Origin of the sequence: Actinomyces urogenitalis, assembly GCF_002861525.1 — a bacterium.
In the GTDB taxonomy this organism is placed as follows: Bacteria; Actinomycetota; Actinomycetes; order Actinomycetales; family Actinomycetaceae; genus Actinomyces; species Actinomyces urogenitalis.
Genome location: NZ_PKHA01000007.1, coordinates 71,639 through 95,534, shown reverse-complemented (window position 1 = coordinate 95,534; position 23,896 = coordinate 71,639). Strand labels below are relative to the sequence as shown.

The 23,896-nt window shown below is 68.5% G+C and carries 16 protein-coding genes and 1 tRNA gene; 5 read left to right on the top strand and 12 right to left on the bottom strand.

Annotated elements, in window-relative coordinates; all coding sequences use genetic code 11:
- Nucleotides 1-65 precede the first annotated feature (65 nt).
- From CYJ26_RS07600 to CYJ26_RS07590, 3 genes are all read right to left on the bottom strand, one after another.
- Nucleotides 66-141: transfer RNA gene (locus CYJ26_RS07600), tRNA-Thr, on the bottom strand.
- 135 nt (nt 142-276) lie between these two features.
- Nucleotides 277-1,104, bottom strand: coding sequence for a DsbA family protein (locus CYJ26_RS07595; RefSeq protein ID WP_034237330.1), 828 nt, complete (start codon nt 1,102-1,104; stop codon nt 277-279).
- 147 nt (nt 1,105-1,251) lie between these two features.
- Nucleotides 1,252-3,129, bottom strand: a complete 1,878-nt coding sequence (locus CYJ26_RS07590; protein WP_006547613.1) for a serine/threonine-protein kinase — start codon at nt 3,127-3,129, stop codon at nt 1,252-1,254.
- A 221-nt stretch (nt 3,130-3,350) separates the two neighbouring features.
- On the opposite strand from CYJ26_RS07590, the gene CYJ26_RS07585 reads away from it, so the two are divergent.
- Both CYJ26_RS07585 and CYJ26_RS07580 read left to right on the top strand, forming a co-directional pair.
- Entirely contained in the window at nt 3,351-4,478 is a 1,128-nt protein-coding gene (locus CYJ26_RS07585; protein WP_006547614.1) for an ABC transporter ATP-binding protein, read from the top strand.
- Nucleotides 4,479-4,834: 356 nt separating this feature from the next.
- Complete coding sequence (locus CYJ26_RS07580; protein WP_006547616.1) at nt 4,835-6,214, top strand: DUF4032 domain-containing protein; 1,380 nt, start codon at nt 4,835-4,837, stop codon at nt 6,212-6,214.
- On the opposite strand, the gene CYJ26_RS07575 is transcribed toward CYJ26_RS07580, so the two are convergent.
- The 4 genes from CYJ26_RS07575 to ispF all read right to left on the bottom strand — a co-directional run bounded on the left by CYJ26_RS07575 (nt 6,198) and on the right by ispF (nt 10,903).
- Complete coding sequence (locus CYJ26_RS07575) at nt 6,198-7,466, bottom strand: hypothetical protein (protein ID WP_101638229.1); 1,269 nt, start codon at nt 7,464-7,466, stop codon at nt 6,198-6,200. The genes CYJ26_RS07580 and CYJ26_RS07575 overlap by 17 nt on opposite strands.
- A gap of 182 nt (nt 7,467-7,648) precedes the next feature.
- The gene (gene rlmB / locus CYJ26_RS07570) at nt 7,649-8,641 is read right to left on the bottom strand and encodes a 23S rRNA (guanosine(2251)-2'-O)-methyltransferase RlmB (RefSeq protein WP_024036740.1); all 993 of its coding nucleotides are present in this window, start codon (nt 8,639-8,641) and stop codon (nt 7,649-7,651) included.
- A gap of 100 nt (nt 8,642-8,741) precedes the next feature.
- Complete coding sequence (gene cysS / locus CYJ26_RS07565; RefSeq protein WP_048685220.1) at nt 8,742-10,232, bottom strand: cysteine--tRNA ligase; 1,491 nt, start codon at nt 10,230-10,232, stop codon at nt 8,742-8,744.
- 152 nt (nt 10,233-10,384) lie between these two features.
- A complete protein-coding gene (ispF, locus tag CYJ26_RS07560; RefSeq protein WP_006547620.1) occupies nt 10,385-10,903 on the bottom strand; it encodes a 2-C-methyl-D-erythritol 2,4-cyclodiphosphate synthase in 519 nt (172 codons plus the stop codon).
- A 34-nt stretch (nt 10,904-10,937) separates the two neighbouring features.
- On the opposite strand from ispF, the gene CYJ26_RS07555 reads away from it, so the two are divergent.
- Entirely contained in the window at nt 10,938-12,170 is a 1,233-nt protein-coding gene (locus tag CYJ26_RS07555) for a methyltransferase domain-containing protein (RefSeq protein ID WP_006547621.1), read from the top strand.
- A gap of 51 nt (nt 12,171-12,221) precedes the next feature.
- On the opposite strand, the gene CYJ26_RS07550 is transcribed toward CYJ26_RS07555, so the two are convergent.
- The gene (locus CYJ26_RS07550; protein WP_006547622.1) at nt 12,222-13,601 is read right to left on the bottom strand and encodes a PAS domain-containing protein; all 1,380 of its coding nucleotides are present in this window, start codon (nt 13,599-13,601) and stop codon (nt 12,222-12,224) included.
- A gap of 245 nt (nt 13,602-13,846) precedes the next feature.
- On the opposite strand from CYJ26_RS07550, the gene CYJ26_RS07545 reads away from it, so the two are divergent.
- Nucleotides 13,847-14,296 (top strand): GNAT family N-acetyltransferase, encoded by a 450-nt coding sequence (locus tag CYJ26_RS07545; protein ID WP_006547623.1) that lies wholly within the window; start codon nt 13,847-13,849, stop codon nt 14,294-14,296.
- A 36-nt stretch (nt 14,297-14,332) separates the two neighbouring features.
- Here CYJ26_RS07545 and CYJ26_RS07540 read toward each other — a convergent pair whose 3' ends face one another.
- From CYJ26_RS07540 to CYJ26_RS07530, 3 genes are read right to left on the bottom strand one after another with little or no spacing between them, the layout of a single operon-like run.
- A complete protein-coding gene (locus CYJ26_RS07540) occupies nt 14,333-15,157 on the bottom strand; it encodes an HAD family hydrolase (protein ID WP_101638227.1) in 825 nt (274 codons plus the stop codon).
- Nucleotides 15,154-16,092, bottom strand: a complete 939-nt coding sequence (locus tag CYJ26_RS07535; RefSeq protein ID WP_244902047.1) for an HAD family hydrolase — start codon at nt 16,090-16,092, stop codon at nt 15,154-15,156. The genes CYJ26_RS07540 and CYJ26_RS07535 overlap by 4 nt, the downstream gene beginning before the upstream one ends.
- 10 nt (nt 16,093-16,102) lie before the next feature.
- On the bottom strand, nt 16,103-18,307 hold the full coding sequence (locus CYJ26_RS07530; protein WP_180950873.1) for an NAD(+) synthase: 2,205 nt from the start codon (nt 18,305-18,307) through the stop codon (nt 16,103-16,105).
- Between the two features lie 96 nt (nt 18,308-18,403).
- On the opposite strand from CYJ26_RS07530, the gene CYJ26_RS07525 reads away from it, so the two are divergent.
- Complete coding sequence (locus tag CYJ26_RS07525) at nt 18,404-19,228, top strand: glycerophosphodiester phosphodiesterase family protein (protein WP_081449119.1); 825 nt, start codon at nt 18,404-18,406, stop codon at nt 19,226-19,228.
- Between the two features lie 340 nt (nt 19,229-19,568).
- On the opposite strand, the gene CYJ26_RS07520 is transcribed toward CYJ26_RS07525, so the two are convergent.
- Nucleotides 19,569-23,804 carry a Rib/alpha-like domain-containing protein gene (locus CYJ26_RS07520; protein WP_101638226.1) on the bottom strand — a complete coding sequence of 1,412 codons (4,236 nt, stop codon included), beginning with the start codon at nt 23,802-23,804 and terminating at the stop codon, nt 19,569-19,571.
- Nucleotides 23,805-23,896: the final 92 nt, after the last annotated feature.

The following is a 23,896-nucleotide window of genomic DNA, read 5'->3' as shown; positions in this document are numbered from 1 at the left end:
GCGTCCCCGCCCTCGGGAGCCAGGTAGCACGATCCCCCGGAACCGCGTGGTTCCGGGGGAAAGTCTGGAGCCGTCTATCGGGCTCGAACCGATGACCTGCTGTTTACAAGACAGCTGCTCTACCAACTGAGCTAAGACGGCGCGCGCGCCAGCCTACCTGGCTGACGCCTGTGTTGACCAACCCGCCAACGGCACCGGCCGGGCTAGCCGAACCCACCGGGCCGGCCGCGGCCGCAGCCGTCACCACGCCCCGGCTTACCGGTGCACGACGCCGGATCAGCCCTTCTTGATGAGGTCAGTCAGTCCCGTGGCCGTGCCGATCGCGCTGAGGTCCACGCTCTCGCCGTCCAGCAGGATCGTGGGCGTGCCGGTGAAGCCCTTGTCCTGGAAGGTCTGGGTGCCCAGCTCGGTCCACGCACCGTAGGTGTTGGCCTTGATGGCATCAGCGAACTTGGTGCTGACCTCCTGCGAGACCCCCGCCTCGGTGGCAGCGGCAACAAGGTTGTCCGCCGTCATCATGCTGGTGTCCTGGGCGTTGTAGATCTTGGTGAACAGCGCCGAGGCGGTGTTGTGGAACTCCAGGGCGTGCTCAGGGTCCTCGTCCAGGACCAGGCCCTGGGCGTTCATGACCATATCCGTCCAGTCCATCCCCAGGATCTTGCAGGGGTGCAGCACCAGGGTGACCGTGCCGGCGTTGACCAGGTCGGTGATCTCGTCCGCGTGAAGCGTCTCGAAGGCAACGCAGAAGTGGCAGGAGTAGTCGAAGAAGACGTCCAGGACCTTGGCGCCGTCGTTGACGGTGCCGGCGACCATGCCCTTGCCGTAGCTCCAGGAGCCGTCAGACAGCACCACCGAGGGCACGCCGTCCTTATTCGCCTTGCCCGTAGCCACGGCGGCCGAGCCCTGCGAGCCGTCCTCGCGCGCGGAGTAGGCCAGACCGGCACCCACACCCACCACGGCCAGCGCGCCGACTCCCAGCAGGGAGCGGCGGGTGATCTTGGCGCGACGCTCCTTGCGCTCCTGCTCCTCACGCAGGGCCTGCGCCTGGGCGCGAGCAGCCGAGCGGCGCTCAGCCTTGGTCGGACGGGTGCTGTTGCTAGCCACGCGGGTCTCCTCAGCGTCGGTGAGATTGACGAATGAATCATCAATCATTCGGCACCGCCACGATAGGCGTTCACCACGGACGAGCGCCACTCATCAACGAAGTTGAGACCCACGCCATCTCCGCCTCCTCCGCGGGGAGGGCACCCCTTAGCCCGCCAGGAGCGTGAGCACCGAGGTGCCCGGCACCGGGACCAGGGTGCCGGATAGGAACGAGGCCACCACCGCCGTCGTCGCCGCGAGAAGAAGCGCCCCGATCGCGACCCGCACCGCCAGCGACGCCGCTACGCCCTCCACCACCTGTGCCGCTCCTCGCCGCACCGGCCTCGCCCCAGGCAGCCCCCACAGACCGATCGCGACGACGGCGACCTGGACCATGCCCGAGACTCCCTCCTGGCGCGGCTGCCCCAGCTCGGCCCCCAGCACGTACCCGGTCGGGGAGGACACCTGCGGCACCAGCCCCAAGAGATAGGCCGACGCCCACAGCACCACCAGCGCCACCACGAGCGCGACCCCCGTCACCAGCACCGAACGCAGCAGATAGAAGGGCGTCATCATCCATGCCCGAGCCAGGTCTCCCCCCAGCGCCTGACCACGCTGAAGACGCCGCCACCGCAGCGCCTGGCTCGCGCGCCCCACAGTCCCAGCCGCCACCGTGAGCACCACCAGCAGGCTGCACACCCACGACGGCGCCCAGGCGCCCAGTGCTACCAGGAGCAGGCCGAAGCAGGCCACAACCCCTCCATGAGAGGCCGGCTCTCGCGCCCAGTCCGGCAGCACTCCCACGCCGCCCCACTGACCCGGACCGCCCGGGCCTGGCTCCCACGCCGGCTCGACGGGCGCAGGCTGAGCGTAGGGAACCGCCGGCTGGGGCGGCTGCGCGACCGGCGCCATCACCGCGGTCTGCGGCTGCCAGGTCGACTGCTCGTCACAGGCCTGGAGCGGCGCCGTCGCCGGCGCAGTCTCACCCTGGAGGGCGGGGCGCGCGGGCATGACGCCATACGAGGGAGGCCTCGCCGTCGTCGGGAACGACGGCGCGACCAGCACATCTGTGCGCTCACCCGGGTCCTGCGCGGCCTCCGGCATGATCCCGTAGGGCACCTCGGCGTCATCCTGCGTGGCAGCCATGCTGGCCAGCGGGCCGACCCATCCGTCCCCACCCTCGGCGACGTCGTCGATCACCGCCAGCAGGTCCCCCATGGCCAGGCGGTCCTCGCTACGGGGCGCCAGAGCCGCCTCGAAGGCGCGGGCGAGCGCCGGCCACTGCTCCTCCAGCGGCCCAACCTCGGCGCGCCCCTCGTAGACACGGTGGAAGACCGTCTGCCACGGCCCCGACCCGAAGGGCGGGCGAACCGTGACAGCGAAGAGCAGCACGCCGGCGCAGGCGTACCAGTCGGCCTGCGGGTCGGGCTCACCGCCGTCGAGCATCTCAGGCGGGATGAAGCCGGGCGTACCGGTCACCAGGCCGGTCTGGGTCAGGCGGACGTCGTCGGCGACCTGGGCGATCCCGAAGTCGATGAGCACCGGTCCCGCCGAGCCGAGCATGACGTTGGAAGGCTTCAGGTCGCGGTGGATGACGCCGGCAGCATGAACAGCCTCAAGCGCTTCAACCAGTCCGTGAGCCAGGTCGGCCAGGTCAGCGGCGTCCCGCGGCAGAGCGTAGGCGCCCTCTCGTTCGACCTCGGTCTGCAGGCTCGGGCCGTCCACGAGCTCGGTGACCACGAAGCTCAGCCCGTCATCCGACTCGTCCCCGGACTCGATATCCAGGATGCGCGAGACGCGGGGACCGCGCACCCGTGCCAGAACGCCAGCCTCTCGCTCCAGGCGCCTGCGCGCTACGGGGTCCGCAGCCACCTGTGGGTGGAGGATCTTCATCGCCACGTGCAGGCCGTCAGCGTCCCGGGCCTCCCAGACCACTCCCATGCCGCCCGCGCCCAGGCGCCTGAGCAGCTGGTAGCCGCCCACCTGCGCGCCGGGAGCCACACTGGCCAGGCGCGTGGTGGCGGGTTCCTGCGGACTCACGGACATGCCGCCACAGTACCGGGGGACCCACAGACGCACGTGATGTGACTCAATCCATACAGCATGTGACGTGTTCTCAGGAAACGAATTGTCCATCGGCCTCCGAACTGTGACACAATGAGCCAGCCGGCGGCACCCTGCCACCAGCACGTGTCAATGCGGACACGCATAGGCACCTTTCACAACGGATCGTCCGGCACGTACCTGCCGGTGAAGGGAAGCATCCCATGGCAACCGTCACCTTTGACCACGCCACTCGTATCTACCCGGGCAACGACCGCCCCTCGGTGGACGAGCTCAACCTCGAGATCGCGGACGGCGAGTTCCTCGTCCTGGTCGGCCCCTCCGGCTGCGGTAAGTCGACCTCCCTGCGCATGCTCGCCGGCCTGGAGGACGTCAACTCCGGCCGCATTCTCATCGGCGACAAGGACGTGACCGACGTCCAGCCGAAGGACCGTGACATCGCCATGGTCTTCCAGAACTACGCCCTGTACCCGCACATGTCGGTCGCGGACAACATGGGCTTCGCTCTCAAGATCGCCGGCACCCCCAAGGCCGAGATCGAGCAGCGCGTCAAGGAGGCCGCCAAGATCCTGGGCCTGACCGAGTACCTGGACCGCAAGCCCAAGGCTCTGTCCGGTGGTCAGCGTCAGCGTGTGGCCATGGGCCGCGCCATCGTGCGTAAGCCCAAGGTCTTCCTCATGGACGAGCCGCTGTCCAACCTGGACGCCAAGCTCCGTGTCCAGACCCGCACCCAGATCGCCTCGCTGCAGCGCTCGCTCGGTGTCACCACGGTCTACGTCACCCACGACCAGACCGAGGCCCTGACCATGGGTGACCGCATCGCGGTCCTCAAGGACGGCGTCCTGCAGCAGGTCGGTACCCCGCGCGACATGTACGAGCACCCGGCCAACGAGTTCGTTGCCGGCTTCATCGGCTCCCCGGCCATGAACCTGGGCCGCTTCACCGTTCAGGGTGACGTTGCCACCCTGGGCTCGGCCAAGGTCAAGCTGTCCAAGGCCACCCTGGACGCCATGACCCCGGAGGATGGCGGCAAGATCGTCATCGGTTTCCGCCCCGAGTCCCTCGACGTCGTCTCCGAGACGGACGAGCACTCCATCCCGGTGCGCCTGTCCTTCGTCGAGGAGCTGGGCTCGGACGCCTACATCTACGGCGAGCTGGTCGGCGCCGAGAGCTCGGACGAGAAGCTGGGATCCGGTGAGGACTCCAGCCAGGTGATCGTCCGCGTTCCTCCGCGCACCGCCCCGCAGCCGGGCGACACGATCCACGTGCGCATCCGCCCCGGCCAGGCGCACATCTTCTCCGCCTCCACTGGCAAGCGCCTGCCAGCCTGAGCGACGTTGAGTCCGGCGTGACCGGATGATGGCGAGCCCTGCTCCTCCTCGTGAGGTGCGGGGCTCGCCGTCGTCTAAGACCCGCAACCGCCTGCGTCCCTGCGCCGCTCCTACCCAGGTACGCCCACACCCCGTCGCCTTAGGCCCTCAACAGTCAAGCCCCATCCCCGCCACAACCAAACCGACTGTTCCCGGCCTAAACCGACGGAGGTGGAGGGGAGCCCGAAGGCCACCAGCGCCAGAACCGATCTGCCCATGACCTCAACCGACGGCAGGGAGGCACCCCAGCCGGTTGTCCCCAATCTGAATCGGCCCGCGGGTAGGCCAAGGACGCCGAGTTCTGAGAGGATGAGCCCATGCCACAGTCCATGCAGATCACCGCAGCGACCATTGACCCCGCGCTGCTCGACCTGCCGTGGGAGATCCCGCTTGAGCAGTGGCCGACTGATGTCCTGGCCGCCTTGCCCCGCGGCCTGTCCCGGCACATCGTGCGCTTCGTCAACCTCTCCGAGCGCGTCATCGCCGTCAAGGAGATCGGCGAGTCCGTCGCCTACCGCGAGTTCGAGCTCCTGCGAGACCTCGTGCGCCTGGGCGCCCCCTGCGTGACGCCGACTGCCGTCATCACGGGCCGCAGCGACCTGGATGGCGAACCTCTCAACTCCGTGCTTGTCACGGAGCACCTGTCCTACTCCCTGCCCTACCGCGCCCTGTTCAGTCAGTACATGAGGCCTGAGACCGCCACGCGTCTCATCGACGCCTTGGCCGTACTCCTCGTACGCCTGCACCTGCTGGGCTTCTACTGGGGAGACGTCTCGCTGTCCAACACCCTGTTCAGGCGTGACGCCGGTGCCTTCGCCGCCTACCTCGTGGACGCCGAGACCGGCGAGCTCTACCCCGAGGGCCTGACCGAGGGCAAGCGCCTGTACGACATCGACGTCGCACGCACCAACATCATCGGCGAGCTCATGGACCTCCAGGCCGGCGCCCTCCTGGAGCCCAGCGTCGACACCATCGAGGTCGGCGACCGCATCGTCTCGCGCTACACCGACCTGTGGCGGGTGCTCACCGCCAAGGAGAGCTTCCCCATGAGCGAGCGCTGGCGCGTGCGTCAGCGCGTGGAGCGCCTCAACGAGCTCGGCTTCGACGTCGGCGAGCTGTCGATGAAGACCGAGGCAGACGGCTCGGGTGCCCGCGTGGTCATCCAGCCCAAGGTGGTCGACGCCGGCCACTACCACCGCCAGGTCATGCGCCTGACGGGTCTGGACGTCCAGGAGCGTCAGGGCCAGCGCATGCTCAATAACCTGGAGGCCTACCGCACCTACACCGGGCGCGAGGACCAGCCGATCGAACTGGTCGCGCACGCGTGGCTGGCCGAGGTCTTCGAGCCCACGATCGCTGCCGTCCCGGTGGAGCTGCGACGCAAGATCGAGCCTGCCGAGATCTTCCACGAGGTCCTGGAGCACCGCTGGTACATGTCCGAGCAGCGCCAGAGTGACGTCTCCACCGAGGAGGCCGTGGCGGACTACGTGGCAACGGTCCTGCCCCAGCACTGGGACGAGGAGTCTTACCTGTCCCTGGGCGACACCCAGGAGATGGAGGCGATCTTCGCCGACGACGAGGAAGACGTCCCCGAGGACGACGCCGAGTTCGCCGCCCGCGACGAGGAGACCGCCAACCAGTACGCCCTCAACCCCATGGGCTTCACCGCGGGGATGAAGTTCAAGGGCGAGGAGTAGCGGCCCGGGCTCGGGCCCCCAGCTCCTCGGTCACGAGAGCCGTCTCCTCGTCAGCACGACGGCGCAGCTCACGATGCCGCGTCCACGAGGCCAGCGAGGTCTCCGCCACGGCGTCCAAGACCAGCAGGGCGCCCACCGCCACGAAGCCACCCGGCAGCTCGCCGGTGCGGTTGCGGCGCCGGATCGCGGCGCCGATCAGGGCGCCGCCCACACCGGCCTGCACCGCAGCGCCGGCGCGGATCAGCCACGGCATCTCCGTGACGGCCTGGACGTAGCGCTGCCAGTAGGCAGAACCGGGGACCTCCGGATCGCGCAGCATCATGCCCACCGAGCGGCTGACGGCGTTAGACAACCCACGCGGCTCGTGGACGACGGCGCCCGGGACCTCAGCCGGAGCGAGACGGCCGGTGAGCACGTCCTCGATCCAGCCAGGCAGTCCCAGCGCCGTGATCATGGCCGCCAGTCCCTGAGTGCCGGGCTCAGCCAGCGCCTGGGCCGCCGCCTCGACGTCGGCCCCGGGGACCGCCGCGGCGATGACTGAAGCGTCGGTGGAGTCGGTGAGCATCTCGTCCACCAGGGTCCGCAGCGCCGGACCCGGCTCATCGACCGAGCCCCACACGTAGCGCGAGGTCATGGACCAGGAGTAGACGGCGTCATCCTCGCTCTCCCCGGTGGGGACGGCGCGCACGGACAAATCGCGCTCGTCCGCGCTGAGGATGAGAGCCGGCAGGGACTCGTCATCCCAGCCGAAGGCACCGAGCTCAGGTCCCTGGCCGCTGTACATGACGATGCGACGGTCGATCCCGGGAGCGGAGGCGACCGCCAGCGGACGCTCGAGCAGCGTGGCCTGCAGCGGAACCGTGTAGGCGCTCAACGGCGAGACGACGACGGTGCGGCTGGTGGCCGAGCCACCCGTGCTGATCTGGGGCAGCTCGACGTCCTGCGGCAGGGCGTCAAACGACGCCGGGCCGATGCTGGCGTCAGCAGCCAGCTCACGCGCGAGGTCCTCCGCCAGCTCAGAGACCTTGATCCCGGGCACGACGCCGCCGCGTGAGGGCGGAGTGACGGCGACCCTGCCCTCGGCGTCAGACAGCAGGGTCAGACTCAGCAGGTGGGCGGTCGAGGGGTACCACTCCATGCGCGCCACCACACCGTGCTCGCGCAGGCGTTCCTCCACGTCTTGCGGCGTGGACCGGGGTGCGATGAGTACGCCCTCGGTGCGGTTCCAGCGCTGAGCCGTGTCCTGTGCCATGAGGTGGCCTCCTGTCGGTGGCGGTGCGACCAGCCTTGTGGGCCGGCGCGTCAACGAGCCCCATTGTGTCAGTATCGGGCCGCGGCCGGGAGCCCACGGCCCGCCCGGGAGCCCACGGCCCGCCCGGGAGCCCACGGCCCGCCCGGGAGCCCGCAGCGCGGCACGCGCCCGGGGCAAGCGCCTCAGGCCTTGGCCGCCGCGCGACGCAGCCGATCAACCTCGTAGAGGCTGATTCCGGTGGCGACAGCGGCGTTGAGGGACTCCACGGTCTGGGAGATCGGGATCGAGGCGATCACGTCGCAGGTCTCGCGCACGAGCCGGGACAGGCCGGCCCCCTCGGCGCCGGTCACCAGCACGAGGGGAGAGTCCGCAAGGCTGAGATCCTCCATGAGGGTCTCACCCCCGCCGTCGAGCCCGACGACGAAGCAGCCCTCCTTCTTCAGCGTCTCCAGGGTGCGCACGAGGTTGGTCTCCCGCGCCACCGGCACACGCGCGGCAGCCCCGGCCGAGACCTTCCAAACGGTGGCGTTGACACCTACCGAGCGCCGCTCGGGGATGATGACGCCGTCGCCACCAAAGGCACCGGTCGAGCGCAGCACGGCGCCAAGGTTGTGCGGGTCCGTGACCTGGTCCAGCGCCACCAGCAGCGGCGTGTGCCCCACCGCGCGGGCGCGGTCCAGCAGGTCAAGCGCGCTGGTATACTCGTAGGCCGGTACCTCGATGGCCACCCCCTGGTGGACGGCGCCGTCGGTCAGGGCCTCCAGGTCCAGCTTCGTGGTCTCCAGGACCGGGCAGCCGATGAGGGTCGCGCGACGCACCACCGCGCCCAGGCGATCGTCTGACTCGGCCGAGACCGCCATGAAGACGCGGCTGATCGGGACTCCAGCGCGCGCGGCCTCCGCCACGGCGTTGCGCCCGCACACGATCTCGTAGCCCTCGGGCACATCGAAGCGCCGCCGGATCTTCTCCAGCTGCTTGGTGCGCGTGGGCTGGGCCGCGCGAGCCTCGGCCCTCGCCTTGGCGCGAGCCTTGGGGTGGCCTACGCGGTCCTCGGCCTTGGGCGTAGGGCCACGTCCCTCCAGGCCCTGGCGGCGGTTGCCCCCTGAGCCCTTGGTCGGTCCCTTCTTGGATCCGGGGCGGCGCCGGGCTCCGGGGTACTGCTCGTTTCCAGGCATGGTCTCGGTCCTTTCTGTGCCGGTCGGCTAGCCAGCTGAAGCGGTGACGCTACGGGACGACGGCGCCCCGTAGCCAGGGTGGTGCTAGGTGGCCGGTGGGCTACGCCAGGTGCCAGCGAGCGCCGTCGGCTCCGTCCTCGACCACGACGCCGGCCGCGGTGAGCTGATCACGCAGGGCGTCAGCGCGGGCCCAGTCCTTCGCAGCGCGGGCTGCAGCACGGTCCTCGATGAGGGCGGTCACGAGGTGGTCGAGCGCGGACATCGCGGCGTCCGACCCTCCGGCCGCGCCCGCCCCCAGCACCCGCGAGCGCCAGGGCTCGGCCAACGGGTCCAGCCCCATGACGTCAAGCTCGGCGCGCAGGTCCAGCGCCGCCTCGCCTACCTCGGTCGCGTCCACGGCCGAGGCCGCGAGCGCGGTGTTGAGGCGCTTGAGGGTCGCGTGGACCACTGCCATGGCGCCGGCAAGGTTAAGGTCATCATCCATGGCGGCCACGTACTCGGCCGGCAGCGCACGTTCGCGCAGCTGCTCGCCGGGGGCGTCGACGTCGTCGCTCACCTCCGCGGCACGGGTAACGGCCCCGGCCAGGCGCTCCCACAGGGCGGCGGCGGAGTCGAGGGTCTCCTCAGAGAACTCAACCGTCGAGCGGTAGTGGACCGTCCCCAGCGCCAGGCGCAGGACGGCAGGGTCGTAGGACTTGAGCAGCTCGGCCACCACCAGGGAGTTGCCCAGCGACTTGCTCATCTTCTCGCCCTTGACCGTGACCCAGGCGTTGTGGACCCAGCGGCGGGCGAATCCCCAGCCGGCACCGTGAGACTGGGCCTGCTCGTTCTCGTGGTGGGGGAAGCGCAGGTCGATGCCGCCGCCGTGGATGTCAAAGGACTCCCCCAGGTATCGCCGGCTCATGGCCGAGCACTCCAGGTGCCAGCCAGGCCGGCCACGGCCCCAGGGCGTGTCCCAGGCGGCATCGGCGGGCTCGCCGGGCTTGGCCTTCTTCCACAGGGCGAAGTCGCGCGGGTCGCGCTTGTCCGCCTCGACGTCCTCGTCCAGCTGGGACTCGTCCTCGGTGGTGGCCAGGTCGTCCACCCACTGGTTGGTCAGTGACCCGTAGTCGGGCAGGGAGCGCACGTCGAAGTAGACGTTGCCGGCCTCACCGACGTAGGCGTGCCCGGCGTCGAGCAGACGCTGGATGAGATCAATCATCTGGGGCACGTGGCCGGTCGCGCGCGGCTCGTAGGTGGGAGGGGTGACCCCCAAGGCGCGGTAGGCGGCGTCAAACTCGCGCTCAAAACGCTGGGCCCAGGCCCACCAGGGTACGGGCGGCGTGGCGGCGGCGGACTTGGCCAGGATCTTGTCATCAATGTCCGTGACGTTACGAACCAGCAGGACATGCTGCCCGCAGCGCTCCAGCCAGCGACGCAGGACGTCGAAGGCGATTCCCGAACGCATATGCCCAATGTGCGGTGAACCCTGAACCGTGGCACCACACAGGTAGATCGCCACCGTGCCGGGCGTGACGGTGGGCGCCAGCGGGACGACGGCGCGCGCCGCGGAGTCATACAGGCGCAGGGCAGGAGCGGTGTCGGTAGTCACCGCACCAGGGTATCGGTCCGAGCAAGTAGGGGCTGGCCCGGCCCACCAGCTGGCCTCGGCTCCTCCAGCCGCTCCGGAGCCATCGCCACCCGAGCCAGGACCCTCCAGCCGCTCCGGAGCCTCTCCAGCCCTGCCGACCGCCAGGACCGCGCCTAGGCGCCGGGGGTCGCCGTCGCCGCCGGGTAGACCAGGGCCGAGGCGATGGCGAGCAGCCCCTCCTCACGTCCGAGGAATCCCAGGTGGTCGGTGGTGGTGGCGCTGAAGGAGACAGGCGCTCCGGCGGCCTGACTCAGAGCCTGGCTGGCCTCACTCATCCTGCCGGCCACGCGGGGGCGCGCCCCCACCAGCTGGACGGCTACGTTGCCGATCTCAAATCCGGCTTCCCGCACGCGCCGAGCGGCCTCGGCCAGAAGCGTCGCGCCCGCAGCCCCCTTCCACTGCGGCTGCGCGGTCCCGAAGTTCGAGCCGAGGTCCCCCAGCCCCGCCGCGGAGAACAGGGCGTCGCAGCAGGCGTGGGCGACGACGTCGCCGTCGGAGTGCCCTTCCAGACCGATCTCGCCGGGCCAGGACAGGCAGGCCAGGTGCATCGGGGTGCCGGAGTCGGCCGCGGCGAAGGCGTGGACATCGGTGCCGATCCCGGTGCGAGGAAGGAGGGCAGGTGCGTGCGTCATGGGTCTAGTGTGCCCGAGGCAGCACAATGGCCCCATGACTGCGACCGGGCCGAGCGCCGCCTTCTGCCAGCGGCACCGTGCGGGCACCTGCCACTCGTGCCCGCACCAGGACCTGCCTCTGGCCGAGCAGCTGGCGCTCAAGCAGGCTCGCGTGGCCGCGCTGCTGGCCGACGGCGCCGCTGCGCTCAGTCCGCAGGTCTGGCAGGAGCCGGTGGCCAGCGCCGCGTCGCGATTCCGCAACAAGGCCAAGATGGTGGTCTCCGGAACCGTCCAGGCTCCTGTTCTGGGGATCCTGGGGCCGCAGGGCCGCGGCATCGACCTGCGCGCCTGCCCGCTCCACGTTGAGGCCATCGAAGAGGCGCTGCCGGTGCTCGCGCGCACCGTCACCCGGCTCGGCCTGGTGCCCTATGACGTCTCCGCGCGCCGCGGCGAGCTCAAGCACCTCCTGGTCACCGCCTCTCCCGACGGCGACCTCATGGTGCGCTGGGTCCTGCGCTCGCGCCGTCACCTGGAGGTGCTGCGCGATGAGCTGCCCCGTCTGCGCGAGGAGCTGGAGACCTTAGCGGTCATGAGCGTCAACCTCCAGCCCGTGCACCAGGCGATCATCGAGGGCGAGGAGGAGATCGTCCTGACCACAGAGCCAGGCGGCGACCGTCTGCTCATGCGGCTGGAGCTGCCCGAGCAGGCAGGTCCTAGCGCGGACCACCGGGACCTGCCGCTCTTGCTGCCCACGCAGTCCTTCTTCCAGACCAACACCGCGGTAGCCGAGCAGCTCTACGCCACGGCCGCACGCTGGGCCGGAGACCTAGACACCGGCAGCCGGCCGGCCCAGGTGTGGGACCTGTTCTGCGGCGTGGGAGGCTTCGCCCTGGCTCTGGCGGGCCCAGGCCGCCAGGTGCTGGGTGTGGAGGTCTCCGCCCCGGCGATCGACGGCGCCCGCCAGGCGGCTCGGCTCATGGGGCTCGATGCGCAGGCGGCGCGCTTTGAGGCAGGTGACGCACGGGTGCTGGACCCTGGCGCCGGCGCGGTCCCGGACCTGCTGGTCCTCAACCCGCCCCGGCGCGGGATCGGGCAGGACCTGGCCGCGCGGATCGAGTCCGCAGGAGTGGAGCGGGTCCTGTACTCCTCATGCAACCCGGCCTCCCTGGCCCGCGACCTGGAGGCGATGAGCTCCTACACGGCCGTGCGAGCCCAGCTGTTCGACATGTTCCCGCACACCGACCACGCCGAGGTCCTGATCGAGCTGCGTCGCTCCCCCAGCGCCTAGGCGAGGCCCCAGACCCTACGCTCGCCCAGGCCCTCAGCGCGTTCCCAAGCCCTAGGCGCTCAGCTCAGCCAGGGCGGTGCGCACCTTGGCTAGGCAGGAGTCGATGGTCTCGGTCAGGTCCGGCACCTCCAGGTCCCGCACCGCGTCAGCCAGATCCGCCAGGTCCCGGGCCTCCGGGAAGCCATCACGCACCAGGGAGCGGGCCTGGCGCACCGAGGTCTCGTTCGCGGCCCCCGCGTCCGAGGCCGCGCCCAGCAGGTCAATGAGCGGGCGGTGCGTGTCCGTCAGTGCTCGGGCGACGACGTCGAGCTCCCCGCCCACGAGCTCAGCACGCGCCCGGTACAGAGACAGGCGCTGCGCCAGGGAGGCCGCACCCTCGTGCAGGGCCTGGGTGAGCTCGTGCAGGGAGCCGACGGCGTCATTGGCGTCCAGGGCGTCCTCGCCGTCCAGGAGCTGGAGGGCGAAGAAGCCGGCCGCCAGGTTGTGCAGGCGCAGCAGCGCGATCGCGAAGCGCACGGAGTCCGTGTCCCGTCCCAGCTCCTCGACCTGCCCGGCCAGGGGGCGTAGCTGCTCAAAGCACTCCAGGACCAGGGCGTCCACCTCCTGGTAGCGCTCACGCACCTCGTCCGCCTCCTGGCCCGCGCCCAGGCGGTCGACGTCGTCCGCGGCCAGGCGCAGGTCCTCGCGCAGCTGGCTCAGGCGCGTGGACAGGGCCCCGATCTCCTCAGCCCGGCGCCCCAGGAGCGTGACGAGGCGGGCGCACTCGTCCAACAGGCCCACCAGCCCGCCGGTGGCCGACTCGATGGCGTTCATCTGCGCCAGGACCGTGGCCACCGCGCCCTCAGCGTCCGGACGCTCGGGGATGTCGACGCCGCTGGCCACCAGCGCGGCGACCTCGGCGGTGAGGGTCTGACGGGTGAACTCAACGGCGTCGGCGTACCCCAGCTCCTTCAGCTCGGCCAGCAGCGCGGCCTCCCCCGCCGCGGCGACCTCACGTGCCGGGGAACCGGCCTGGGCGGAGGCCTGCTCGACCTCCAGCACCCGGGCGTAGGCGGCCTCCACCTTGTCCCGCAGCTCGGTGAGCATGGGAAGGGTGCGCACAGACAGGTACCCGTCCCCGGAGGGGACGATGGTGGCGAAGACACGGTAGTAGTTGCCGTCCGAGGCCTTGTTCGTGATGTAGGCGCTGGCTGCCTTGCCGTCCTGGATCGCGTTCCACACCAAACGGAAGACGCCGGCCGGCATGACCTCGTGACGCACGACGTTGTGCGGCTTGCCCACCAGGGCGCCACGGGGGTAACCCGCCAGACGCATGAAGGTGGAGTTGGCGCGGCGGATGCGGCCGGCAGCGTCCGTGGTGGAGAAGAAGAGCTCCTCGGCAGCATAGGTGCGCTCGGTTCCTGCGGGGTGCAGGGCAGCAGTCTCAGTCATCAAGAGCCTTCCAGTAGCAAGGGGTAGATCGTCCCGCGAGCGCCCAGGGCCATGCGGCCGACGCGCGCCGCCCGCTCCCGCAGCGATGTGCCCCTGCAGGAACCCTAGGACGTTGGACCTGTGGCCGAGGTTACTCGCACTTGCCCGGGTGCGCCGAGAATTGGTGGAGCGGAGGCTAGGCTCGTCCTGCACCCAGACCGATGACACGCACCTGACCGCAGGGACGCTAAGGAGAGGCAGAGACCATGACCGTCGAGATCGTCACCGAGTCCAGCCCTGAGATCGTCGAGGCCATGGAGCGCCTCATTCCCCAGCTCTCGCGCTCGGCGGCGCCGCTGACGCCTGAGCAGTGCGAGGAGTTCATCGCGCAGGAGGGCGTCTACCTCTTCGTCTTCCGCCCGGCCAAGCGCGCCGAGGACGGCACCTACCCGATCCTGGGCATGCTGACGCTGGCAACCTTCTCCATCCCCACCGGCCTGCGCGCCTGGGTCGAGGACGTCGTCGTCGACTCTCAGGCCCGCGGCCAGGGCGCCGGGCGAGCACTGGTTGAGGCTGCCGTCGCCCACGCCGGCGAGCTGGGCGCGCGCACCGTGGACCTGACCTCCCGCCCCTCGCGTGAGGCCGCCAACCGGCTCTACCGCCGCGCCGGCTTCGAGCTGCGCGAGACCAACGTCTACCGCTTCACCGGCAAGTAGGGGCCACGGCCGCCCGCTGCCCGCCGTACCCCGGCCTCACAGCTCACGGTCGACGATGTCGGCCAGCCCCTGCGTCAGCGACCCGCCGCCCTCCAGCGCGGCCCGCCGGGCGCCCGCGGCGCCGTCGGCCATGGCATAGGCGTGGTCAGCGACGGCGAACATGGGGATGTCATTCCAGGAGTCGCCCACCGCAACCGTGCGCGAGAGCGTGACGCCGCGCTCCGCCAGGACCTGGCGCAGATGGCGTACCGCCGCGCCCTTGTCCTGGCCGGCGGGCACCAGGTCCAGGTACTGGATCGAGCGCGGCACGCTGATCGCCCCGCCGCTGCGCCGCTCCAGCTCGGCTGCCAGCGCGTCGGCCAGAGCATCATCCGGCACGCGCACAGGCATGGAGGTCACCGCCAGCCCCGCGGCGTCCTGGGCAGGGATCGTGGTGTAGAAGCTGGCGGCAAAGCGGTTGAAGGAGTCCTCACGCCCAGCGAAGGGGTTGTGCAGGAGGTAGTCGCCCTCCAGCGTGGTAGCGACGACGGCGCAGTCCTGGCGCGTGGACAGGTAGTCCACCGCCCGGGTCACCTCCTGGGGCGGAATGGTCTGGCTACGCAGCACCTGGCCATCAGCGTCCAGGAGGGTGGTTCCCGAGGCGCAGATGACGAAGTCGGGGCGCAGCGCCACCTCGGCAGCCGCGGAAGCGTCAGCCACGGCCAGACGCGCCAGCGTCACTGAGCGTCCGGTGGCCACGGCCAGGAGGTTGCCCGCCTCCTGCCAGCGCAGCAGGGCGCGCGCGTCGCGAGGATCGACGTCGCGCTCGCGCACGAGCGTGCCGTCCAGGTCGGTGACCAGCAGCATGGGCTGCTCGCTCATCGCCCCGCCCCCAGGTCCAGCGGCCAGACGTTCTCGCCCAAGTCCGTCCTCCAGCGCGCCGAGGCAGCCTCACCGTCCTGCTCGTGGGCCAGGACCCAGTCCACCAGGGCCGCTACGGAGGGGGTCGTGACGTCGCAGGCCGCCACGACGTCGTCCGGGGCCCCGCCCATGGCGACGGCGCAGTCCGCCACCTCGTGCATGGGGATGTCGTTCCAGGAGTCTCCCACCGTGTAGGTGAGGATCTCGCGCCCTTCGTAGGCGCCGCCGGGAGCCGTGAGCAGCTCGACCAGCTCGGTGAGCCCCGCACCCTTGCTCGCTCCGGCGGGGATGAGGTCAAGGAAGTCCTGGTTACGGGCGCCGTCGAGCACCTGGCCCCAGCGCTCACGCACCGTGGCCAGGATGCGCTCGTTCTCCTCCGGACGTCCCAGGTGCAGGGGGATGCCGATGACGTCGCGCCCGCCCAGGTCCGCCGTCGTCCCCTTGGCAAAGAGGGTGAGGAGCTCAGTGCCGGAGCCGATCGAGTCGTGCAGCTGGAGGTCGCCGCTCAAGGTGGTGGCAAAGATCGTGATCGGGTCCTCGGCAGACAGAGTCTCCAGGACCTCGTCGACGACGCCGTGAGGCAAGGTGCGGGCGCTGAGCACGGTCCCGGCAGCATCGAGCAGGACGGCGCCGGTGTAGAGCACCGCGTAGTCGTAGTCGACCCCGAAGCCGTCCAGGGCCGAGGCCAGGGCAGTGTTGGAGCGGCCGGTGTTCATGACCAGCAAGTGGCCGGCCTCGCGCCACCGGCGCATCGCCTCGGCGTCCTCGGGCCGCACGCGGCCGTCGAAGATGATAGTGCCGTCCAGGTCCGTGGACAGGAGCTTGATCGCAGGCTGGTCCGGGGCGTCCTGGTGGCCCGGACAGCCCGAGCAGTTCTGGCTCTGGCGTGTTGTCATCATGCGTTCCTCAGGCCTCAGGGACGTTGCGGGTCAGCTCGGCGATCCAGGCCGCGGCGGAGGCGTCCGAGGGCATGCGCCAGTCCCCGCGCGGGGACAGGGAGCCGCCGGCTACGACCTTCGGGCCGTTGGGCAGGGTCGAGCGCTTGAACTGGTTGGTGAAGAAGCGGCGGAAGAACAGCAGCTCCCAGCGCCGGATCGTGGCCAGGTCATAAGAGACCCTGTCCTCCTCAGGCAGGCCCTCGGGCCACAGGCCACTGGAGGCGTCCGCCCAGGCCTTCTCCGCCAGGAAGGCGATCCGCGAGGGGCGGGCGCCTCGGCGCAGCACGTGCCACAGGGTGAAGTCCTGCAGGGCGTAGGGACCGATCTTGGCCTGGGTGGACTGGATCGGCTCACCGTCAGCGGCCGGGACCAGCTCGGGGCTGATCTCGGTGTCCAGGATGGACAGCAGAACCCGGCCGGCGTCGTCAGAGAAGAGCTTCTCGGAGACCACCCATCGGATGAGGTGCTGGATGAGGGTCTTGGGGATACCGGCGTTGACGTTGTAGTGGCTCATCTGGTCGCCCACACCGAAGGTGCACCAGCCCAGGGCCAGCTCGGACAGGTCCCCCGTACCCAGCACGATCCCGCCGCGCTGGCCCGCGATACGGAAGAGGAAGTCAGTGCGCAGGCCCGCCTGGACGTTCTCAAAGGTGACGTCATAGACCTCCCGGCCCCGCTCGCCGCGGCCGTAGGGGTGACCCATCTCAGTGAGCATCTGGGTGGCGGCGGGACGGATGTCCAGCTCCTCGACGTGGCAGCCCAGAGCCCGGGCCAGGGCCAGGGCATTGGACTTGGTGTGCTCGGAGGTGGCGAAGCCCGGCATGGTGATGGCGTGGATGTGCTCGCGCCCCAGACCCAGGCGGTCCACCGCCCGGGCGGCGACGATGAGGGCGTGGGTGGAGTCCAGCCCGCCGGACACGCCGATGACGATCGTGGGCAGGCCGATGGCCTGCATACGCTGGACCAGGGCCGCGACCTGGATGTTGTAGGCCTCGTAGCAGTCCTGGGCCAGGCGGGCAGGGTCGTCCGGGACAAAGGGGAAGCGGTCCACGGCGCGGCGCAGCCCGATGTCGGTGCGCGGGGCGCGCAGTCCGGGGACCGGGATACGCCGGAAGGAGGCGTCAGTGAGCAGCGCGGCGCGGTTGTCATCGAAGGTGCCCTGGCGCAGGCGCTCGGCTGCCAAGGACTCGATGTCGACGTCGACCACCGTGGCGCGCGGGCCGTCCGGGAAGCGCTCGGTGGAGCCCAGCAGCTGCCCACACTCGTAGACGAAGGTCTGCCCGTCCCAGGCCAGGTCCGTGGAGGACTCCCCCTGGCCGGCGGCGGCGTAGACGTAGGCAGCCAGGTTCCGGGCGGAGGAGGCGCGGGCCAGCAGCTCGCGGTCCTCGGCCCGGCCAACCGTGATGGGCGAGCCGGAGATGTTGACCAGGACGCAGGCGCCGGCCAGCGCGGCCAGCGAGGAGGGGGGCACTGGGACCCACATGTCCTCACAGACCTCGACGTGGAAGGTCAGGCCCGGCACGTCTGGGACCTCGAAGAGCAGGTCCGCACCGAAGGGCACGCAGGCACCGCGACCTGCCGCCTGCTGCGCGGCACCGGCCGAGGCAGGCTGCGGGGCGGAGGAGGGGGCGGCGGCGTCCCTCACGCCGGGCAGCGTGAGGTGCTCGACGCCGATCTCGGTCCCACAGGCGAAGTACCGGCCCTCGTAGAACTCGCGGTAGGTGGGCAGGTAGGACTTCGGCGCGATGCCCAGGACCCGGCCGCCCTGGATGACGACGGCACAGTTGTACAGCCGTGTGCCCACGCGCAGCGGGGCGCCGATGACGAGCGCCGGCAGAAGCTCGGCGCTGGCAGCACGGATCTGCTCGATAGCCTCAAGGACGGCGGTGGCCAGGACGTCGGACAGGAAGAGGTCGTCCACTGAGTAGCCGGTCAGGCTCAGCTCCGGGAAGGCGACCAGGCAGACTCCCTTGCCGTCCAGCGCGCGCGCCTGCTCGATCATGGCGCGGGCGTTGGCCGCGGGATCGGCCAGATGCACCGGCAGCGTCACGGCGGCCACGCGCGCAAAGCCCTGATCGTAAGCGGAGCGGAAGACCAGGGTCGGTTCGAGATTCGCGTCAGCCTCGGTCGTGGGGGCAGGTGGCTGGGTGGAGGGTGCCAGGTCGCTCGACATACCCCGATCCTCCCATGAGCCGGGCCGACGGCGTCGATCACCTGACTGACAGCGATTGGTCACCTGCCGACTACCGGTCGGTGGGACAATCCCGCCATGTCCGCACCAACGCCACGCGCTTACCCTGCCCTTGCCAGTCCTTCTCCCGTCCCTGGAGGCGCACGCACCGTCTTCGCCCACCGCGGCGCCTCGGCGCTGGCTCCGGAGAACACGTTGGCGGCCTTCCGCCGGGCGGCAGCCGAAGGTGCTGCGTGGATCGAGCTAGACGTCGACGTCATCAGCGACGGGACCGTCATCGTCATCCACGACTCGCGCCTGGACCGCACCACGAACCGCTCGGGCTCGTACTACGACCTCACCGCTGCCGACCTGGCGCAGGTTGATGCGGGATCCTGGTTCGCAGACGCCGAGGGCGCCCACCCCTATGCCGGCGAGAGCCTGCCGACTCTCCGAGCGGCCCTGGACGTGGTGGCGCAGACCGGGATGAACGTCAACGTCGAGCTGAAGTCCTGCGAGGCTGGAGCCCAGGCGTGCCGGAGGCTGGCCGACGGCGTGGCTGAGCTGCTTGACGCTCATGCCGAGCGAGGCGGGAAGGAGGTCCTCGTCTCCTCCTTCAACCCGCTGCTGCTGGAGCGGATGCGGGTGCGACGAGAGGGCACGGACCTGGCGCTGCTGACTGACTCACGCATGCTGGGTGATGACTGGCGCTCCTACGTGGAGAATCTCGGAGCGATCGCGGTCAATCCTGGCGACGAGGGCCTGGAACGTAGCCGGGTCGAGGAGATCAGGGAGCTGGGCTACGGAGTCAACGTGTGGACCGTGAACTCCTACGAGCGCGCCGAGGAGCTGTTCTCGTGGGGCGTGAGCGGGATCTTCACGGACCGGGTGCACCGGCTAGGACCACTGGCCGGAGAAAGGTAGTTCTTACCTGTACCATAGAAATGTCGGACCGCGTCTAGCACGAGGGGATCAGGGACCCCGATGACCTGCTGCCGCGTTCGGAGATGACGCGTTTCAGGGACCGCGCCTCCGATACCGACCGTGGCCCAGTGCATAGCACTGGGCCACGCCTGTGTTTTCTACAGGTTTTATCTGTGCGACTGCTGTACTCAAAGGTTCTCTGGTTCGGACCTTCGAACCTTCGAGCCCCACGAGCAAAGAGGGGGTGGCCCTGGGAGCGTGTGCTCCCAGGGCCACCTTCATCAGGACCGACTCAGGCCATCGGCCAGACAGTCAGTCACTGCTCAACCCAGCCAGGGTCTCAGTCCTCATCAGTGCGACGACGACGCACCAGGAGGCCACCCAGACCAGCCAGACCAGCGGCCACCACAGCAGTCAGACCCGCAGCAGCACCAGTCTTCGCCAGCGACTTCTTCACCGAGGCCGTCTTGCCAGAAGACTTCTGAGATCCCTGGTCAGTCGGCTGCGTGGAGGGCTTGCCATCCGCGTTCGGCACAAGCGGGTCAGTCCCGTTCTTGACCTCGTCACCATCGTTGACGCCGTCACCGTCAGTGTCGGCCTTGTTCGGGTCAGTGGGCTTGCCATCGTAGGTGTTGCCCTTGCCGGTGACCTCGTCGCCGTCGCTGATGCCATCGCCGTCAGTGTCGGGGTTGAGCGGGTCAGTGTTGCCGGGCTCGCCGTTCGGGTCGTGCTTGCCGTCCTGGAACGGGTTGTCCTTGCCAGAGACCTCGTTGCCGTCGCTGATGCCGTCACCGTCGGTGTCGGCCTTGTTCGGGTCGGTGCCGCGAGTGATCTCGTCACCATCGTTCAGGCCATCGCCATCAGAGTCGGCCTTGGTCGGATCGGTCGGGTCACCCTTCCCGTCACCGTCCCAGTCCTTGTTCTTGTCACCAGTGACCTCGTCACCGTCGCTGATGCCGTCACCGTCGGTGTCGGCCTTGTTCGGGTCGGTGCCGCGAGTGATCTCGTCACCATCGTTCAGGCCATCGCCATCAGAGTCGGCCTTGGTCGGATCGGTCGGGTCACCCTTCCCGTCACCGTCCCAGTCCTTGTTCTTGTCACCAGTGACCTCGTCACCGTCGTTGACGCCGTCACCGTCGGTGTCGGCCTTGTTCGGGTCGGTTCCGCGAGTGATCTCGTCACCATCGTTCAGGCCATCGCCATCAGAGTCGGCCTTGGTCGGATCGGTCGGGTCACCCTTCCCGTCACCGTCCCAGTCCTTGTTCTTGTCACCAGTGACCTCGTCACCGTCGTTGACGCCGTCACCGTCGGTGTCGGCCTTGTTCGGGTCGGTGCCGCGAGTGATCTCGTCACCATCGTTCAGACCGTCGCCGTCAGTGTCGGGGTTCTTCGGATCGGTACCGTTCTTGGCCTCATCCTCGTCAGAGACACCGTCGTTGTCGTCGTCGGGGTCCGTCACGTCCGGCTGGCCGTCGCCGTCGGTGTCGAGCTTGATCACGGCGTTGACGGAGTCGTTGGTGGCGTTGGACCCGTCGGGGTAGGTGACGACGACAGGGACAGTGACGGACTCGGCGTCCGCGCCGTCCTTGCCGGCCGGGGCGACGGTCACCGAGAGGGTGCCAGTAGCCGGGTCGATCGTAATGGTGTAGCCCCCAGGAGCCTGGAAGCTCGGGTCGATCGCGAAGACCGTGCCGCTTGGGTAGGCGTCGCCCTCGTTGGTCGGCGTGACCGTGGTGGTTTTCCCTGCGGGGACAACGGTGTCGGCGTAAACCGGCTTCGGGTCGACCGTCGGCTGGGGCGCAGCGTCCTTGACGGTAACCGTCACCGAGGTCGAGTCCGTGGTCTTGTCCGGGTAAGTCACCGTCACCGGCACCTTGATCTCACCCACAGGAGTACCGTCACTCGTCTTCACAGTCACCTTGCCGGTGGTCTTGTCCACCGACACCGTCGTACCCTCAGGAGCCTTGAAGTCCGCCGGGATCGAGAACTCTGAACCAGACGGAACCTCCGAACCGTCAGAGTTCTTCGGCGACTCAGACGTCACCGACTCACCCTTAGTCACCGACACCCCCTCATACGACGGATCATTCTCATCCGCGTCAGACGGCTGGGGCGCAGCGTCCTTGACGGTAACCGTCACCGAGGTCGAGTCCGTGGTCTTGTCCGGGTAAGTCACCGTCACCGGCACCTTGATCTCACCCACAGGAGTACCGTCACTCGTCTTCACAGTCACCTTGCCGGTGGTCTTGTCCACCGACACCGTCGTACCCTCAGGAGCCTTGAAGTCCGCCGGGATCGAGAACTCTGAACCAGACGGAACCTCCGAACCGTCAGAGTTCTTCGGCGACTCAGACGTCACCGACTCACCCTTAGTCACCGACACCCCCTCATACGACGGATCATTCTCATCCGCATTCGTGAGCCTCTCGGTCACCTCGAAGGGGACAGAGACCGTGTCAGTCGAGCCATCCACGTAAGTCACCTTGACCGGGACCTGGTAGGAGCCCAACGAAGCGTCCGCGTTTGGGGTCACCTCGATGGATCCATCGTCGTTGACGACGATGGTGCCCGGGAAGGCACCCTTCGTGCCGTCAGGAAGGGTGACATCCGTGCCATCCTGCTCGAAGGTGGTGTCCTTCGGAGTGGCATTGGTCTCAACGACGTCCTTGGTGCGAGGGTCGTCAAAGGTTGGCACCGGGATGGTGGTCGAGCTTCCCTGCACAACCTTGGTGTCATCCTTGTAGACCGGGTCGTAATCAGTAGTCTTCGGGAGGACAGTGAAGGCGTCCTGAGACATCGGGTAGCTGCCGCGCTCGCCTTCCGTATCGATAGCGTAGAGGCGCGCCGTGTACGTGGTCGCTTCCTTCACGTTCGGAGCCTCAAAGCCACAGGACGCGAGAGTCCCGGTGTTGTCAGGAATCGCTATATTGCAGGCTTTGACTTCCTTACCCTCAGGGTCAAACCAGGCGATCTGGTAGCGGTTGTTACCAAGATCAGCGCTCGGTAGTCCCGTCGTGACCGTCTTGACTGTGTCCCCCGAGGAGGCGAAGTTCCCGAAGGAGTCATAAGGCGTCACATCAAAGGACAGCTCGTCGAGAGACAAGGCGAACTTCGCACGAACAATGTTCTGCATCGACGCACCAGGCGCGGTGGTGGTGTTGTAGATGAAGCCAGTCCAACTCGTGCCAGCGTCATCGAACGCGAACTTGTTTCCGTAGTACGGAGTCGTCACGCCGTACCTGTCAACACCCTCAAGAGAGACATAAGCCCAGTCGAAGTTGACATGCTTCGGAGTCTTGTCGATGCTCCTCGCTTTCTTGTCAGTCTCGTTCCTGTACCACGAACCGACCTCAGGGCTCGAGGCAACACGGTTGAAGAGATCAGAATACTTTGCCTTGCCAGGAGTCATCCCCTCGGCAGTAGCGACATTGTCAGGAAGCAGCGCGTCCGAGTAGAGGTTAGAAGCAAGTAGAACGCGGTCGTTGTACCCACGGTCGTTATATGCCTTGCCGTAGGTGCCATTGAACTGAAGACGGTACTGGCCGTTATCGTCAGTAGTCGTGGTGACCGTCTCAGCAATCCACTTGTCCACGCCCTCAGCCTTGATCTGCTCCTTGATCCAGGCCTGCAGAGCCGCTTCCTTGCTGTCGTTCCAGCCAAGTCCACGAATGTCATTGGTGCCAATCGCAGCCGGGCCGTCGGCGTAGATCCGCGTGAGCGCGTAGTCCGAGAGGTACGACCCGACAACCTTAATGTGACGAGCCGCGGTATCACCGCTATCGCGTGCCGTCACCATGTCCATGGTTGTCGCACCCGGATTGGCGCGATTGTTCCAATAGACCTCACCGCTGATGTAGCCCTGCTCACCACTGACAGCCTTCGCCTCGCGAGCGTGGGCCATGTCATGCATGACGGCGTCGGTCTTGGGGGCATAGATGAAGTTGAAGCCGGTGAGCTGGTCAGATCCCACCAGGTTTCCCGCTCCGAAAGCGGTATCCATAATGGACGACTGCGGACCAAGCTGGCTTTCCTCCCAGCTGTACCAGAGATACGTCCCCTCCGGCGTCTTTGCCCATACGCGCCACTTCTCCCCCTGAGGCAAGTTCGGGTCCGCGTCGAACGAGACCGTCGTGCCGTCATGCTTGACGAAGTCCTTCATGACGATGCTGTAGGTGCCGTCAGCCGCCGTTGTGCCGGTGTAGATCGGGGAGGCCGAACCGTCCTTCTCGTACCACTGGGCATAGACACGTACATTCTCCAGCGGGGTCGCAACGGCCGTATTGTCGATCTCACCGCCATGACCCGAGGTCTGGAGGACAACTTTTCCGTTGACGCTGTGCTGAGCATTCTTGTCGGTCGTGCCGCTCTCGATGACGTTGACTCCGTCAATCTCGGGCGCCACCGAGTTACCAGGCGTGACTGCAGCGACAGCAGCCGGAGACAGGCTAGTCAGTACAGGCACCGCCACACCGGCTCCAACACCAAGAACGAGCGCAACGGCGCCCATGGCAGCCGCAGTCTTCGAACGTCGCGTGAGAAGCACCGACTTGCGGGGCACGTCGAGGGAAGATCTCATAACTTCTCCTTGAATAGGGATTGCCTGCCATCACCGCACTGGGCCCTAGGTCCGCCGGGACCGCTAGGGGAGTAGGGATGCGACGAGGCATG